The sequence below is a fragment of the Dyella caseinilytica genome, from assembly GCF_016865235.1.
In the GTDB taxonomy this organism is placed as follows: domain Bacteria; phylum Pseudomonadota; class Gammaproteobacteria; order Xanthomonadales; family Rhodanobacteraceae; genus Dyella_B; species Dyella_B caseinilytica.
On record NZ_CP064030.1, the window covers coordinates 3,491,973 to 3,507,065 of the forward strand.

A 15,093-nucleotide genomic window follows, 5' to 3' on the forward strand; every position below is an offset into this window, starting at 1 on the left:
TCATAAGGATCTCATAGCCTGTCGCACTGCAGCAATTTATGCCACAACCAGTTATCATGCTGCTTTGAAAGAATCCTGGTCTGCCCGCCATGCTTTACCAACTTCATGAATGGCAACGTGCCTTCCTCGGCCCGCTGAGCTATTACGCCGAAGCCAGCGCCCGGATGCTCACTGACTCCAGCAGCCCCCTGGCCCAGCTCCCAGGCGCGCAGCGCATGGCTGCCGGCTATGAGCTGATCCACCGCCTGGGCAAGGATTACGAGAAGCCGGCCTTCGGCATCCATAGCATCACCAATCCTCAAGGCAACCAGATCGCCATCGTCGAACGCGTGGATCTGGAAACCCCGTTCTGTGAGCTGCGTCGCTTCAAGCGCTTCAGCGACGATCCGGAAACCATCGAGAAGATGAAGAACGAGCCGGTGGTGCTGGTAGTCGCACCGCTGTCCGGTCATCACGCTACGTTGCTGCGCGATACCGTGCGCACGCTGTTGCTCGACCACAAGGTCTACATCACCGACTGGACCGACGCGCGCATGATTCCGGCGTCGGCCGGTCCGTTCCATCTGGACGACTACGTCGCGACCATCGAGCAGTTCATTCGCCACATCGGCGCCGAGTCGCTGCACGTCATTTCCGTATGCCAACCCACGGTGCCGGTGCTGGCGGCTATCTCGCTGATGGCTGCACGCGGCGAAGCCACGCCGCGCAGCATGACCATGATGGGCGGCCCGATCGATCCACGCCGCAGCCCGACCCAGGTCAACAGCCTGGCCACGACCCAGCCGCTGAGCTGGTTCAAGGGCAACGTGATCCACACCGTGCCCACCAACTACCCGGGCCACGGGCGCGAGGTCTATCCAGGCTTTCTGCAACACGCAGGCTTCATCGCGATGAACCCGGGCCGCCATCTGAATTCGCACTGGGATTTCTATCTCAACCTGCTGCGCGGCGATCTGGACGATGCGCAGTCGCACCGCAAGTTCTACGACGAATACAACGCCGTGCTGGACATGCCTGCCGAGTACTACCTCGACACCATCAGCACCGTATTCCAGCAATTCCTACTGCCGCGTGGATTGTGGGATGTGAACGGCGAGCGCGTGAATCCCGGCGCGATCAAGCGCACCAGCCTGCTGACTATCGAAGGTGAGCTGGACGATATCTCCGGCATCGGCCAAACCGAAGCCGCGCACGATCTATGCACCGGCATTCCGTCAACGCGGCGTGCGCACAGGGTGATTGAAGGTGCTGGACATTACGGCATCTTCAGTGGACGCCGCTGGCGTGAAGTGGTGTATCCGCAGGTGCGCGACTTTATTCGTCGCTCGGATCTGGCGCTGGTATCGAAGCGGGCTTGATCTGATTAGGCGAGCTTCAGAGACTCAAGCACCCCATGCTCCTGATGGCCCATCTCACCACATCGTCATTCCGGAGCAGGCCGGAATGACGATGTGGTAGCAACGTCCATCTGGCAAGATGGCAATTCTCGACGAATTTAATCGGCGAAAAACGCCCTGAACGCATCGATCACGCGTTTCACGCCAGCATCATCAATATCCAAGTGCGTCACCAATCGCAGTGTCGGCAGATAGCCAATGCTGATACGCACTTGTGCTGCGCGCAGATGCGCATCCAGCTCCCGCAAGCGCGCCTGTGGCACATCGACGAACACCATGTTGGTATGCAGGCCAAGCAGTTTCACGCCGGGAATATCGCGCAAGCCATCAGCCAGACGCGCCGCACGCGCATGATCGTCGGCCAGACGTCCTACATGATGATCCAACGCATAAAGACAGGCGGCTGCCAACATGCCGGCTTGACGCCAGCCGCCGCCAGCGACCTTGCGCCAACGCCGTGCCTTGTCGATCAGGGCTGACGAACCCACCAGCACCGAACCGACAGGGGCACCCAGTCCTTTCGAGAGACAAATCGACACACTGTCGAAATGCTTGGCAATCTCGCGAGCGGGCACACCCTTGGCAACTGCCGCGTTGTAAAGCCGCGCCCCGTCCAGGTGCAGTGCAAGTCCGCGCTCACGAGTGACGTCGTGCGCAGCCTGCAAGTAATCCATCGGCAACACACGCCCATGCCAGGTGTTTTCCAACGCGAGTAGGCGCGTGCGCGCAAAATGCGGATCGATCGGCTTGATGGCCGCTGCCACTTTGTCCAATGGCAGCGAACCATCGACGTCATGCGCAATCGGTTGCGGCTGGATCGAACCCAGTACCGCCGCACCGCCACCTTCGAACTTGTAGGTGTGCGCATCGGCACCGACGATATATTCGTCGCCACGTTCGCAATGCGACATCAAAGCCAGGAGATTGGATTGCGTGCCGGAGGGCACGAACAGGCCCGCCTCGAAACCCAGGTCACCGGCAAGGCGCTGTTGCAAGGCATTAACGGTGGGATCTTCGCCATAGACATCATCGCCGACGTCGGCATCCAGCATCGCGGCGCGCATCGCCTGCGTCGGCTTGGTGACCGTATCGCTGCGCAAGTCGACCCAATCCATGACCTACCTCTTTAGATGACGAAGGGATGGATCACTTTGCCGCCCGCGACGGCAATCGGCAAGCGATCAGGCGGGGCTTATCGCCTCTCGCCATAAAGCGGGCGGAAGGATGACAAAAAGACCCTCCCGTTTCGTACGTCGGGCAAGCTGCAGCAGCGCATCGTCGCGTGTCAGCAGGGCGATCGCACCGGATTGCTGCGCCAGCTCGAGAAATTTCTGGTCATCGGGATCGCGGCAGCGCGGCAAGCGGATCTCGCTTTGCACATCTGCAACCGGGGGCACGCAGCGCACCCAGGTGTCGAATATCTCCGCGGCTTGCGTACGGCGCTCGTCTGTCAATGCCAGTTGCGGATAAGTCAGCACGGACTGCCATTCCGCACGGCAGTCCTCACGTGTGACCAGCTCGACATCACCCGCACGCACAGCGGCAAACAGCGATATGCACTGCGGGTCACCGAACACGAACAGATCCAGGCAGACGTTCGTGTCCAGGACAAAGCGCGGCGGTGAAGGCGACATGTCGCCGCCTACGCTAGGCGTGCTTGCGGAAGTAATACCAGCCGACCCCGGCCAGCAGCATCGCCGGCAGAATATTCGCCAGCAACGGTGGAATACCATACACGGTACCGAAGCTTACGATCGCCTTCTGCACGAAATACCAGCCGATCGCCAGGATCATGCCCATGAAGATGCGCTTGCCCAAGCCGCCCGATCGCAAAGCACCAAACGCGAACGGCATGGAGCACAGCACCAGCACCAGCACATTGACGGGATACATCACGCGGCTCCACAGCGGAATCTCATAAGGCCGCGTGTTTTCGCTGTTCTTCTTCTTGTAGTCGATGATGTGCTCAAGATCGCGTACCGCCAGATACTGCGGCTGGACCAGCGATTGCTGCAGCACCTCCGGATCCAGCTTGGAATCCCAGCGCTCGTTGGCGGACACCTGACTATGCACGCCCTTGTCGTCGACCGTGCTGGTACGCACCTTGTCGAGCACCCACTCCTTGCCGACCTGCTCAGCCGTGTTGGCCTGGTCGAAACGAGCCAACTGCTGTCCATCCGGCGTGAGGGTGAACACACGCACATCGATCAGCTGCACGTAAGAATGATCGCCTGCAGTACGCAGCGTGCTGTTTTTCGCGTTGATGATGCGATCGCCATCGCGTGCCCACAGGCCGCTGCTGGTCATGCCCATGTTGCCGTTGGAACGAAGGCGCAACTCAAGCGCGTTTGCCTGCTGATCGCCCCACGGACCGACCGTCTCGCCCATGATCACCACGCCGGTCACCAGCACCGCCACGATCCCGACCGCCGACACCGCGATGCGCAGACGCGACATGCCGGCGGCGCGCAGAGCCGTCAGCTCGCCCGTGGAAGCCAGGCCGCCGAGGCCCAGCAGACCGCCGATCAGCGAGGCGAAGGTAAACATCTCGTACATGCGGCGCGGAATCGTCACCACTACGTAGAAAATCGCATTGCTCAGCGTGTAGCCGTTACGACCGATGTAACCGAGCTGGCGCACGAACTGCATCATCGCGTCCAGACCGATCAGCACCAGCCAGACCAGCAGCATCGAACCGAGCACGGTGACGCCGATCAGCCAATCCACTCGCTTGATACGCACAGCCACCATCAGGCGCTCGCCTTGCGCGGCTTGCGCGCGATGTAATGGTTACGGAAAGCCATGGCGGCAATGGCGAACAGCGCCAGGCTGAGCAACCACATCGGCCACGCATGATGCCAGTGGCCCTTGGCCAACTGACCGCGACACAGTGCCAGCAGGTTGTTGTACACGAAGAAGCCGAGCACCGCGATCAGCATGCGCCCATAACGCGGTTCGCGCGGCGTCTGGCGCGACAAGGGGATCGCCATCATCAGTAGCGCGAGTGTCATCATCGGCATCACCGTGCGCCATGCGAACTCCGCACGCGCGTCAGGCGTGGGGTTCTTCATCAGATCACTCATGTCCAGGTTATGGATCGGATCGGTGGCGTCATCGGACTGGATCGCGGACAGCGCGCTGTCGTTGCGCACGTATTGCATGCGGCGCCAGTTGTCGGCCCCCAGCGGGATTTCGTACTGCCAGCCGGTGCTCAAGGCGAGATAGCGGTCGCTGGAATCGCTGTTGGAATACAAGTGACCGTTCTTGCCGGTCGCCATCTTCATGGTCAGGCTGCCGTCCTTGTTGGTGCGTTCCTGCGCAATGAAGGTATTGCCCAGGACCTGGCCATCGCGGCTGAGGTAATCCACCAGGATGATGCCGCCCTTGCCCGGCAATTCGGTGAAGCGTCCGGCATCGAGACCCGCGGCGATGATCGAGCGGTTGGCGGCAGCCACCAGATTGTCCGAGGTGCGCGACGCCAAGGGTCCCAACCACATCGACACCGTGCTGACGGCGACGATCATGGTTGTGGCGATGATCGAGGCCGGACGCAGCAGGCCGGCCATGCCCATGCCCGAAGACGCCAGCACATGCATCTCGCTTTCACGGTACATGCGGCCGAACGATTGCAGCACGCCCAGGAAGCCGGCCAGTGGCAACATGGTAGACAGGCTGTCCACCATGTTCAGGCCCAGCACCTGGAACATGACGCTGGCCGGGAAGCTGCCTTTGGCCACCTGCTCCAGCACGTGCGCAAAGGAGGTGCCAGCCATGATCACCAGCAGCACGATGACTGTGGCGCCTACGGTCTGGCCCAGCTCGCGCAGGAAGTATCGGTCGAGGATGCTCAGCATGCGATAGAATCGTGGGTTCCATGCCTCTCCAGCCGTGGGAGGCAAACCTTAAGTCTAGCCGGTTCGACGTTCGCCGGCTTCCCGCAGGAAATGACGATGACGCTCCAATTCAGCCTAGGCTCCGCCGCCCCCGAAACCGCCGACACCCCCTGCATCGTGGTCGGCGTCTACGAAAACGGCCTGCTCACCAGCGCGGCAGCGCGTGTGGACAGCGCAGCCGGCGGCGCGATCAAGCGCCAGGTGGAAAGCGGTGACATCAACGGCAAGGCGGCGTCCACCACCGTGCTGTTCGCGCCGGAAGGCATCAAGGCCAAGCGCGTGCTGGTAATCGGCCTTGGCTCGCAGAAGACCTTCGACGCCGCACGCTTCCAGAAGGTGAATCTGGAGGCGGTACGCGCGCTCACGCGCCTGCCGATCGACAGTGCCGTCTCGTTCCTGGCTGAAGTCGATGTGCCCGGCCGCGATGTTGCCTGGCGCGTGCGCACCGCCGCCCTGGCCGCCGACCACGCCGCCTACCGCTACACCGCCACGGTGAAGCCCCGCGACAAGAGCCAGCCGGAACTGGCCAGCCTCGCGTTCGCCAGTGCTGACAATGCGCAGACAGGCATCGAACAGGCTGCAGCCATCGCCGAAGGCGTGCGCTTTGCGCGCGAACTGGCGAACTTGCCGCCAAACATCTGCAATCCAGCGTATATCGCCGAACAGGCCACCCAGTTTGCCGATGCCCATGACAGCGTCAGCTGCAAGGTGCTCGACCATGACGACATGGCACAGCTCGGCTTCGGTTCGCTGCTTGCGGTCGGCCGTGGTTCGGCCAACAAGCCCAAGCTGGTCATCCTGGAATACAAGGGTGGCGCCGCGGACGAAAAGCCCTATGCCTTCGTCGGCAAAGGCATCACCTTCGATACCGGCGGCATCAGCCTGAAGCCCGGTCCGGGCATGGAAGAAATGAAGTTCGACATGGGAGGCGCCGCGGGTGTGCTGGGTGCCTTCGTGTCGGCCGTGAAGATGGGCCTGAAGCTCAACCTGGTGTGCGTGGTACCGGCAGTGGAAAACATGCCCGACGGCGATAGCTACCGCCCCAGCGACGTACTGACAAGCCTTTCCGGCATCACCATCGAGGTACTCAACACGGACGCGGAAGGCCGCCTGATTCTGTGCGATGCCCTCACCTACACGGCACAAACCTTCCAACCAAAGACGCTGATCGACGCCGCCACGCTCACCGGCGCTTGCGTGATCGCCCTGGGCAAGTACGCCAGCGGCCTGATGAGCAAGCACGACGATCTCGCCGACGAACTGCTCAGTGCCGGTGAAAACACCCTCGATCGCGCTTGGCGCCTGCCGCTGTGGGATGACTACCAGACCCAACTCGACTCCGGCTTCGCGGACGTTGCCAACATCGGCGGCAAGAACGCCGGCGCCATCACCGCGGGCTGCTTCCTGTCGCGCTTTACCGATGGCCAGCGCTGGGCGCACCTGGATATCGCAGGCACCGCGTGGGATGAAGGCCGCAAGGGTCTGGCCACAGGCCGTCCGGTGCCGTTGCTGGCGCAGTGGCTGATCGACCGTACCGGAGACCAGGCATAAGGCATCGTTAATCGCGAATGGTGGAAGCGGAGCGCGCTCTGCGTTTCACCATTCGCGGTTATTGAATTCCCGATTCCCATCCCTATGCCCCGCGCCGACTTCTACCTGATCGCCAAACCACGCTTCAGCGAACAGCCCTTGCTGCTCGTGTGCGAGCTGGCGCGCAAGGCGTTTGCCGCGCAACAGCCCACGTCGATCCTCACTCGCGATTTCGCGCAGGCCGAAGCGCTCGATGACCTGCTTTGGAGCTTCGACGAAGACGCCTATATTCCGCACCAGCTGGCTGGCGATGACGATGACGAACACACCGCCGTACTGATCGTACCGCCGGGCATCGACACGTCACTGCGACCGCTGACCATCAATCTGCGCGAACAATGCCCGCAGAGTTATGGTGATCGCGTGCTGGAAGTGGTTGCCGCCGATCCGGCCGAACGCGAAGGGTCGCGAGTGCGCTGGCGCGAATATCAGCGGCTGGGTTTCGAGGTGAACAAGTTCGACATGTGACGCCGGGTTTGCCGTAACCCGGCTCACTCAGTTCAAGTCGAATCGGCTTCCTGATGCGCCATGGAGCGCATCGACATCGCCGCCACCAGGGCCGAAGAAAGCTGCACACCCGTCAGCGGCTTGCGCAGAAAGCCGTCGATACCCACCTGATGCCCGCGTGCCACTTCTTCTGCGCGCGTGCGGGTACTCATGGCGATGATCGGCATGTGGTCACCGCCATGCTCGCCCTGACGGATCAACTGGGTCAGCTGAAATCCATCGATACCTGGCAGGTCCAGATCAAGCAAGATGGCATCGCAGGTTTCCTGCGAGAGTTCGGCAAGCGCATTCAACCCGTGCGAGGCACAGCGCACGCGATGCCCCTGATGTTCCAGCATGCCGCGAATGGCGCTGGCGGCTGTGGCATCGCTTTCCACCAGCAGCACATCCAGCACACGATCTTCCCATGACTCGGGTTTGTCCGGCTTGGCGCGTTTGATTTCCTGCGCCACCTGCAGCGGCAGACGCACACGGAAGGTACTGCCTTTACCGAGTGCGGAATCCAGCGTCAGGCTGCCGCCCATCAGGTTCACCAGTTCGCTGCAGATCGACAGACCCAGACCACTGCCGACGCTGCGCTGCGGACCTTCATCCTGTTCGAAACGGTGGAACAAGCGAACACGGCTGTTTTCGGAAATGCCGGGGCCTGTGTCACTGACATCCAGCCACAGATAATCATCCAGCCAGCCAACATGGATGGAGACACTGCCCTGTTCGGTAAATTTCACGGCGTTGTTGACCAGATTGAACAACACCTGGCGGATACGTAATGCATCGCCGACCAGCGAAGTCGGAACGCTGTCATCGATCTGTACACCGAATGTCAGACCCTTCGCCTTGGCCGCACTCTTTTGCAGACGATCCACGTCTTGCACCAGTGCACGCACGTCGAACGGTGCCGGCTCCAAGACCAGCTTGCCAGCTTCGATGCGCGCCATGTCCAACGCATCGTTGAGCAACTTGAGCAATACATTGCTCGCGCGCTGCATGGATTCGGCGTATTCGCGCTGCGTTTCATTCAGCGGCGTGCTCAACAGCAACTCCGCCATGCCGATCACGCCGGTCATGGGCGTGCGGATCTCGTGACTCAGCGTGGCGAGGAATTGGCTCTTGGCCGCACTGGCCTGTTCGGCAATCTGATGCCGCTGCTCAGCAAGCTGGATACGGTGGCGATGCGCAAGACGACGGCGCCACGCCAGCAATGAGAGACCTACCAGCGCAGCCAGCAGACAGGCATACACCAGCCACGCCCACCAGCGCAGCCATGGCGGTGATTGCACCTCGATACGCAACGGCGCATCCAGATAAACCCAGCCGCCATCGGCGCCACGTGCCATGACCTCAAGCGTGTAACTGCCGCTGCCCAGGCCGGTGAATTCACGCTCGCCGTGATTGTCACGATCGACCCAATCGCTGTCGAAACCGTTTAGACGGAAGCGGTAATGGTTGGCCCAGGGATTGATGTACGAGAACACCCTCGCTTGCACATGCAATTGGCTGTCATGCCAGCCGACCTTGATCGGCTGAGAACTCAGCGGCAGATCCTGCACGACACCTTTACGCACCACGGTCACCTGAGTCACCCCCAGGGTCGGCGGCACTGGCTTGGCTTCGATCTTGTCCGGATCGAAGCCCACCACGCCGCCATTCGTCGCGGCATAAAGATAACCCGTAGGCATCAGCGCATAGCCGCGGCTGAACTCACCATTCGCCAATCCATCCTGCAGGCCAAGCTGATGGAACGTTCCATGCACCGGATTGAAGCGCCACAAACCATCGACACTGAAAATCCACACGCGCCCAAAGCAATCGACATCCAGATCCTGCGCCTGCAGTGACGGCCAGCCTTGGTTCGCGTCCACCGTTCGATCCAGCACCAAGCCCTGCCCTTCGCGGTGGTAATGCGTAAGGCCATCCTCGGTGATCAGCCAGATACCGGTATGATCGAAATCGAAGGCATTGATGATCTGGCCAGTGGGCACGCCCGGCACCATCACGAAGCGATCCCGTGCCTGATCGAACCACATCAGGCCACCATCGCTGGCATACCAGAAGGTCCCCTTGTAGAGCATCATCTCGCTGCCCCACATCACCTTCTCGGTCGGCTTGTCCATGGCGACCTCGGTCACCGCCAGCGTGTTCGGATCGATGCGGAAAAGGCCATAGCCAAACGTGCGCGCGTACATCTTGCCATCCGGCCCCGGCTCTACTTCGCGCGGGCGGTTGAGCTTGGCCGATTGCGGATCGACCTGGTCGAGCCTGTTATGCACATAGTCGTAGCGATACAAACCACCTTGCACCGTAATCCACAGCCGTTGGTGGTCGTCTTCGGTCATGCCGACCACATCGCCGTGCAAGCCGCTGAGGATGTGCTCGACGTCGCCCGTTTCCGGATCGAGGCGATCGATGCGCCCATCGCGCTCGCCCACCCACACATGCCGGCCATCGCGCCCGCGTGCCATGGTCGTGGCTTGTGAATCGCGAAGGCTGGCCGCGTCATCGGGAATATGTGTAAAGCGGCTGAAACTGCTCCAGCTCGGCGCAAGGTAAGCGACGCCGCCGTCCACCATCGCCACCCACAGCCCACCTTCGCGATCCACGAAGGTCTGCCAGACCCAGCTGCCGGGAAGATTGCCAAATAGCAGTGGCTGGTCGACCACGGCCGTCATCGGACCATCCGGACGCGCCTGCAAATACATGCCCCGCTGCGTGCCGATCCACAGATGTCCTGCAGCATCACGCGTGCTGGTCATGACGTTGAGATCATGCGGAATGACCCCCGCGCCAAACAGCCGTGCCTGATCATCCGCGCCGACGACCAACAAGCCGCGATCGGTAGCGATACGTACTTCATCGCCTTCGCCGTTGATGCGCCACGCCACCATCGACTGATCCGGATCCACCGGCTTGATGCGAACGAACTCGCCATCGGTGTCGCGACGGAATACACCGCGATCGCCACCCACCCACAAGCGGCCTTTGGGATCGACATACAGCGCGTCGACGCCCGGCATGTCCTTCGAATAGAGGCCAAGCAGCGGGTTGACGACATGCTCGAAACCGCGCCCATCGGGCAGCATGCGGTCCAGTCCATCGTTGGTGCCCACCCAGATCGTGCCGTCCGGTGTCTGCGCCATCACCCAGACGCCATCGCTGGCGAGGCTGCTGGGGTTGCTTGGATCGTGTCCCCAGTGGGTGAACTTCCCCGTATTGGGGTTGTAGCGGCTCAGGCCGCCATCCAGACCACCCACCCACACCATGCCCTGCTTGTCGACCAACAGGGCCGAAATGTTGTTGTTGTAGAGCGAGTCGGGATCGTTCTCCATATGGCGGAACACCTGGAAATGCACGCCATCGAAGCGGGCAATGCCGGTTTTGGTGCCAAACCAAATGGTGCCGTCGTGATCCTGCGCTATTGCATAGACGCTGGTGCTGGGCAGGCCATCGTCCATGCCATAGCGGCGGAACTGGGGGGTAGGCAGCGGCGCTGCATCGGGCGCGTGGATGGCAACCTTGGGAACAGGCTCCGCCGACGGCGCCGACGGCGAGGCTGCCGTCGATGCAGCCCCGCCGGGCGAAGAAGCGCTCAGCAAAAAGGCCAGCCCTAACATCAAAACCGACACGAATGGCCTCCCGGAGCCTATCTACGATCTCTGTATGGCCCGTGGTGCGTCGGCAAGGCCTTCAAGTACCAGCGTGAGACGCTGCACCCGGCGCATTGCATACTCAAGCCACGCGCCGCCGTCCTGCAGCTACTCAGACACAACCCTCCGTGCCGGGTTTACCGTAACAGGTCCTGCGTGGTCACTCGGTGGTATATGGGCATAGACACCCTTGCCTATTCCCCCGGCACGCGCCACGACGGCAGCACACCCACCACGCAGGACCACACAGGCTCCCCAGGCACATCAGGCGGAGCGCTCCCTTCACGCGCTCCACACAACGTGGATCATGCCAAATCCAATAGTTAACCGCATGTCTTTTCAAGGATGACCTTTGACAGACCGCTGTCGCCCATCTGGCAACAATCTGTTCCCTCGCTTGCGCTGGCGACCCTAGCCGGTTTCGGCCAGACTCCCGCCATGACTCGCCGCCACACTTACGCTTTGCTGACGTTATGTATCAGCCTTGCCTTCGCGCCTGCGGTGACGCGGGCCGCGGCAGATACCTATCGTTATGACCCGGTGCACAGCCAGATCGTTTTCAGCATCGATCACGACGGCTTTTCGCGGCCGCTGGGAAGGCTGCATATCGCCAACGGGTGGCTGCGTTTCGACCCTGACGATTGGTCACATTCCGCCACCGAACTGGACATCGACATGAATAGTCTCGACATGGGCGATGCGGCCTGGAACAGCGCGGTGTGCAAATCCTCGTTGCTCGACTGCAAGACGTATCCCACCGCGCACTTCGCCAGCACCTCGGTGGAGCGCAAGGATGCAACGCATGGCGTGCTGCATGGCGTGCTTGAACTGCATGGCACGCATCAGCCTATGGATATTCCATTTCGTGTGAACCGTATCGGCAAAACCATTTACGGCCTGCATACCATTGCAGGCTTCTCGGCGACGGCTTCACTCGATCGCACCGCGTTCGGCATCAACGGCTTTCCTAATGCCATCGGCCATGACGTAGCGATCTGGCTGGAACTGGAAGGCATTCGCGACAGTCAGACATCTACCGACGACAAGGAGCATCCATGAGCTTGCGCAGTGACAACCGGCAATGGGGATCGGTCGCCAAGTTCTTCCACTGGATCGTGGCCCTGGGGATCCTTGGCAACGGTGTGTGGGGGTTGTTGATGACCGACATGTCGCCGTCAATGAGCAAGATCAACGTCTATGCGCTGCACAAGTCGATCGGGTTGACCATACTCGCCTTGTTCCTGCTGCGTGTTGCGTGGCGGCTTTACGATCGCGCCCCACCGGATGAACCCGCGCCGCGCTGGCAGCGCATCGCCGCGCATGCAACCCATGTGCTGCTGTACTTCTTCATCCTGGCGCTGCCTTTGAGCGGCTGGATGTACAACTCGCTGCACGGCTACCCGTTGCAATGGTTCAAGCTGTTCAATCTGCCCGCGTTGGCGGCCAAGAATGACGAACTGGCACATACCGTCCGCAACGTGCACGAATACCTGTTCTATCTGCTGTTGCTGGTGCTGATCGGGCACGTCGGCGCCGCACTGAAACACCATGTCTTCGATCGGGACAACGTCTTGCGCCGGATGCTGCCGTTCGGCCGTGTGCGTTCGACCAAAGCCACCTTAGGAGAACTTCCGTGAACCGACTCCCCTATCGCACCCTCGCCGTGCTGTTCGCCCTGGCTGCCCCGTTCGCCGCCAGCGCTGCCGACTACACCGTACAGCCCGGCAGCACGTTGGGCTTTACCAGCAGTTTCCAGGGCAGCGACTTCAACGGTCAGTTCAACAAGTGGACCGCCGCCATCAGCTATGACGCCGCCAAGCTGGCTAATTCCAAATTCGATGTGACAGTCGATCTGTCCAGTGCCAAGACCGGCGACAGCGATCGTGACAGCGCCCTGCCCGGCCCCGATTTCTTCGATGCCGCGAAATACCCGCAGGCGCACTTCGTCACTACCGGCTTTCGTCAGCAAGGCAGCCAGGTGATTGCCGATGGCACACTGACCCTGCGCGGCGTCACCAAGCCGGTGAGCCTCAACGTGACCTTCAAGCCCCAGGGCAGCGGTGCCACACTCGATGTCGGCGGCAGCGTCAACCGGCTCGACTTCGGCGTGGGTGGCGGCCAATACAAGGACACATCGGTGATTGGTGCGGATGTGAAAGTGACGGCGCATCTGGTGCTCAACGCCAAATAAGCCCTGACTCAGAACCCACAACACGTCATTCCCGCAAAAGCGGAGGCGCTTCATAACAGCGAAGCTGGCCAATCCACTTTCTGCTGCAAAAGATCAAGGTGGATTCCCGCTTTCGCGGGAATGACGGCTGTCCAAGTTGCGCCCCAAGCCGATCCAGCGCGACACCGCAGCGGCATCGAACGGCCAGTCCAGCTCCCGTCCATCGCGCAAATCGAGCAATACCGGCACGCGCGTGCCGTAACGCTGCTCAAGATCCGCGTGATCGTCGACCCATACGCTATCGAAATCAGGCGCCCGCGCCTCCGCCAGCACGGCCAGCGCCTGGTCGCACAGGTGACAGTAATCGCGTTGATAGAGCACCAGATCCGCCATACGTGCGCTTGCAGAATGCCGTGATTGAAACGCACGCGTAGAATAGCCAGTTCATCCCCGTCATCGCAGTGCCCCCATGGCTGTCAGCGCTTTCGACATTTTCAAGATCGGCATCGGTCCGTCGTCCTCCCATACCGTTGGCCCCATGCGTGCCGCCGCCCGTTTTTCAGAACGCTGGCTAGAAGAGAAAGGCGTGCTCGACCGCGTCGTTCGCATCCGTGCGGAGCTGTATGGGTCGCTGGCCATGACCGGCCGTGGCCACGGCACGGACAAGGCGGTGATCCTGGGTTTCGAAGGCGAGCATCCCGACACGGTCGATCCGGATCACATTCCGGACATCCTCAAGCGTGTACGCACCGGCAAACGTATCCGCGTCCTTGGCAAGCACGAGATCGAGTTCGACGAAAAGCGCGACCTGATCTTCAACAAACGTCAGAAGCTGCCCTTCCATACCAACGGCATGCGCTTCTCGGCGTATGACGCCGAGGGCAACGAACTGGCTACGCGTGACTATTACTCCGTCGGCGGCGGCTTCGTCGTCAATCACGATGAGGCCGCGGAAGACCGCATTGTCGCGGACACCACCGAGCAACCTTATCCCTTCGACAGTGGCGAAAAATTGCTGGCGCTATGCCAGCAGCACGGGTTGACCATCGCGCAACTGATGATGGAAAACGAAAAGGTCTGGCGTACGGAGACAGAAATCCGCACAGGCTTGCTGACCATCTGGAAGGCGATGCAAGGTTGTGTCGAACGTGGATTGCGTTCGCCGGGTGTGCTGCCCGGCGGCTTGAAGGTAACGCGCCGCGCACCGGCGATGGCCGCTGAATTGCGCAACCAGCCCGAGGCATCGCTGAAAGATCCGCTCACCATCCTGGACTGGGTGAACCTCTACGCACTCGCCGTCAACGAAGAAAACGCCGCCGGCGGCCGTGTGGTGACTGCACCAACCAACGGCGCGGCCGGCATTGTGCCGGCCGTATTGCACTACTACCACCGCTTTTGTCCCAAGTCGGACGAAAACGGTGTCATCGACTTCATGCTTACCGCCGCCGCAATCGGCATTCTCTACAAGGAAAACGCCTCGATTTCCGGCGCCGAAGTAGGTTGCCAGGGCGAGGTCGGCGTCGCCTGTTCGATGGCCGCCGGTGGCCTTACCGCAGCACTTGGCGGCAGCGTGTGGCAAATCGAGAATGCCGCGGAAATCGGCATGGAACACAACCTGGGCCTCACCTGCGACCCGATCGGCGGCCTGGTGCAGATCCCCTGCATCGAGCGTAACGCCATGGGTTCCGTGAAAGCGATCAATGCCAGCCGCATGGCCTTGAAGAGCGATGGCAAACATCGCGTGTCGCTGGACAAGGTGATCAAGACCATGCGCGACACAGGGCGCGACATGAAAGACAAGTACAAGGAAACATCGCGCGGCGGTCTCGCCGTCAATGTGATCGAGTGCTAACTCACATTATTGCCAGCCTCCTCCCCTGCTCACATGGGAG

The 15,093-nt window shown here is 61.2% G+C and carries 13 protein-coding genes; 7 read left to right on the forward strand and 6 right to left on the reverse strand.

Annotated elements, in window-relative coordinates; genetic code table 11:
* Positions 1 to 89 precede the first annotated feature (89 nt).
* Positions 90 to 1,358 (forward strand): polyhydroxyalkanoate depolymerase, encoded by a 1,269-nt coding sequence (locus ISN74_RS15380; RefSeq protein ID WP_188800050.1) that lies wholly within the window; start codon positions 90 to 92, stop codon positions 1,356 to 1,358.
* 137 nt (positions 1,359 to 1,495) lie between these two features.
* Here the strand turns inward: ISN74_RS15380 and ltaE are convergent, their stop codons facing one another.
* The 4 genes from ltaE to lptF all read right to left on the reverse strand — a co-directional run bounded on the left by ltaE (position 1,496) and on the right by lptF (position 5,251).
* Positions 1,496 to 2,512, reverse strand: coding sequence for a low-specificity L-threonine aldolase (gene ltaE, locus ISN74_RS15385; protein ID WP_188800051.1), 1,017 nt, complete (start codon positions 2,510 to 2,512; stop codon positions 1,496 to 1,498).
* A gap of 66 nt (positions 2,513 to 2,578) precedes the next feature.
* Positions 2,579 to 3,031 (reverse strand): putative toxin-antitoxin system toxin component, PIN family, encoded by a 453-nt coding sequence (locus ISN74_RS15390; protein WP_188800052.1) that lies wholly within the window; start codon positions 3,029 to 3,031, stop codon positions 2,579 to 2,581.
* A 13-nt stretch (positions 3,032 to 3,044) separates the two neighbouring features.
* On the reverse strand, positions 3,045 to 4,148 hold the full coding sequence (gene lptG / locus ISN74_RS15395) for an LPS export ABC transporter permease LptG (protein WP_188800053.1): 1,104 nt from the start codon (positions 4,146 to 4,148) through the stop codon (positions 3,045 to 3,047).
* A complete protein-coding gene (lptF, locus tag ISN74_RS15400; protein ID WP_188800054.1) occupies positions 4,148 to 5,251 on the reverse strand; it encodes an LPS export ABC transporter permease LptF in 1,104 nt (367 codons plus the stop codon). The genes lptG and lptF overlap by 1 nt, the downstream gene beginning before the upstream one ends.
* Before the next feature lie 96 nt (positions 5,252 to 5,347).
* On the opposite strand from lptF, the gene ISN74_RS15405 reads away from it, so the two are divergent.
* On the forward strand, positions 5,348 to 6,841 hold the full coding sequence (locus ISN74_RS15405) for a leucyl aminopeptidase (protein WP_188800055.1): 1,494 nt from the start codon (positions 5,348 to 5,350) through the stop codon (positions 6,839 to 6,841).
* A gap of 84 nt (positions 6,842 to 6,925) precedes the next feature.
* Positions 6,926 to 7,348: a DNA polymerase III subunit chi gene (locus ISN74_RS15410; RefSeq protein WP_188800056.1), complete on the forward strand. Its 423-nt coding sequence runs from the start codon at positions 6,926 to 6,928 to the stop codon at positions 7,346 to 7,348.
* A gap of 32 nt (positions 7,349 to 7,380) precedes the next feature.
* Here ISN74_RS15410 and ISN74_RS15415 read toward each other — a convergent pair whose 3' ends face one another.
* Positions 7,381 to 11,010, reverse strand: a complete 3,630-nt coding sequence (locus tag ISN74_RS15415; protein ID WP_229679313.1) for a hybrid sensor histidine kinase/response regulator — start codon at positions 11,008 to 11,010, stop codon at positions 7,381 to 7,383.
* Between the two features lie 459 nt (positions 11,011 to 11,469).
* On the opposite strand from ISN74_RS15415, the gene ISN74_RS15420 reads away from it, so the two are divergent.
* Genes ISN74_RS15420 through ISN74_RS15430 form a run of 3 tightly spaced genes read left to right on the forward strand, consistent with a single transcriptional unit; the run spans position 11,470 to position 13,222 of the window.
* Positions 11,470 to 12,090, forward strand: coding sequence for a YceI family protein (locus ISN74_RS15420; RefSeq protein ID WP_188800057.1), 621 nt, complete (start codon positions 11,470 to 11,472; stop codon positions 12,088 to 12,090).
* On the forward strand, positions 12,087 to 12,668 hold the full coding sequence (locus tag ISN74_RS15425; protein WP_188800058.1) for a cytochrome b: 582 nt from the start codon (positions 12,087 to 12,089) through the stop codon (positions 12,666 to 12,668). The genes ISN74_RS15420 and ISN74_RS15425 overlap by 4 nt, the downstream gene beginning before the upstream one ends.
* A complete protein-coding gene (locus tag ISN74_RS15430) occupies positions 12,665 to 13,222 on the forward strand; it encodes a YceI family protein (protein WP_188800059.1) in 558 nt (185 codons plus the stop codon). The genes ISN74_RS15425 and ISN74_RS15430 overlap by 4 nt, the downstream gene beginning before the upstream one ends.
* A 93-nt stretch (positions 13,223 to 13,315) precedes the next feature.
* Here the strand turns inward: ISN74_RS15430 and ISN74_RS15435 are convergent, their stop codons facing one another.
* Positions 13,316 to 13,594 carry a glutaredoxin family protein gene (locus ISN74_RS15435; protein WP_188800060.1) on the reverse strand — a complete coding sequence of 93 codons (279 nt, stop codon included), beginning with the start codon at positions 13,592 to 13,594 and terminating at the stop codon, positions 13,316 to 13,318.
* Between the two features lie 76 nt (positions 13,595 to 13,670).
* Here ISN74_RS15435 and ISN74_RS15440 point away from each other — a divergent pair, with 76 nt between their 5' ends.
* Positions 13,671 to 15,053, forward strand: coding sequence for an L-serine ammonia-lyase (locus ISN74_RS15440; protein ID WP_188800061.1), 1,383 nt, complete (start codon positions 13,671 to 13,673; stop codon positions 15,051 to 15,053).
* Positions 15,054 to 15,093: the final 40 nt, after the last annotated feature.